We start from the raw sequence: 978 nt of genomic DNA, 5'->3' as shown, positions 1-978 counted from the left end.
CGCTCTTTCAGCCGAAACTTATCTATTAGCGCTTGGTGGTGAGCTAAAAAGTATGCTTCAAATTTGCCATTTTCGATTAGGCGCCACAAACCCCGTTCAATGCGCTTCGCAAGCTCTGGTCGTTTCGGGCTAATAAAGAAATAGGTTGGCAAGGGGATATGAAGCATTAGTTCCGTGTCGATTGCTAGATTAGGGTGCGCCTCTTTTTGAGCTAAGTACTCGGCCTCAATTTCATTAATACCACGACCAAAGGTTTTAAATCTACCGAGCTCTAACATACTAAACAGGCCTTCATAGTTGTTTCCCACAACAACATTAAACCCTGCCTCTCTCAACACTCTAGTCGTCGACCAACCTTTTCCTGAACCAGTGGGTATAGCTTTAAACTCTTCGAAAGACTTAAGTGCTGACAGTTTGCTCTGGTCTTGCTTATTAATGAAAAAGAGGCGATAGCCCTGTATTCCCTTTCGTATGGGAATTCTTACGACGTGCAATTCGCTGACCCAAGCAGTTTTGGGCGCTTCGGCAACGACATGAAGCTCTTTACCCTCTTTCAACGATAACAGTAGACGATTACGGTTCATTATAAGCGTTGCGTGTTTTACAACACTTTTTGAATCGTCGTCTTGAGTCTCATCGAGAACCATTTGCAACAAATCATGTGCGTAATCATAGCGTTTGTCATTAACTGATTCAGGCCGATTTACCAGCACATAATCACTCAAAGCCTGTGCGCTAAAGCTACTTGCAACCAGTAGTAATATTAACTTGAATATTATTATCATTTTTATAATCAGCGTTATCGGTCGGCATAAGAGCCGAACTCTTCTACGATTAAATTAATAAGCTTCACTATATAAGATTAGCCTTATTAGATGCTGATAGCAAAGCCTTAACTTTTCGAAATAATTTTGACTAAGTCGGTAGTCATTGCTGTGTTGTTTTGGCAATCCTAAGAAATTGCACGCTTAGCTATTA

General features: G+C 41.0%; 1 protein-coding gene. It reads right to left on the bottom strand.

What is annotated here, in order from left to right; genetic code table 11:
- Window positions 1-785: hypothetical protein (locus A3763_RS20640; protein ID WP_068760430.1), on the bottom strand; the 785-nt coding region annotated here is incomplete at its 3' end.
- Window positions 786-978: the final 193 nt, after the last annotated feature.

This window comes from Oleiphilus sp. HI0128, assembly GCF_001635365.1.
Note: the sequence above shows the minus strand (reverse complement) of the source record. Positions and strands in the feature narration are given on the sequence as shown.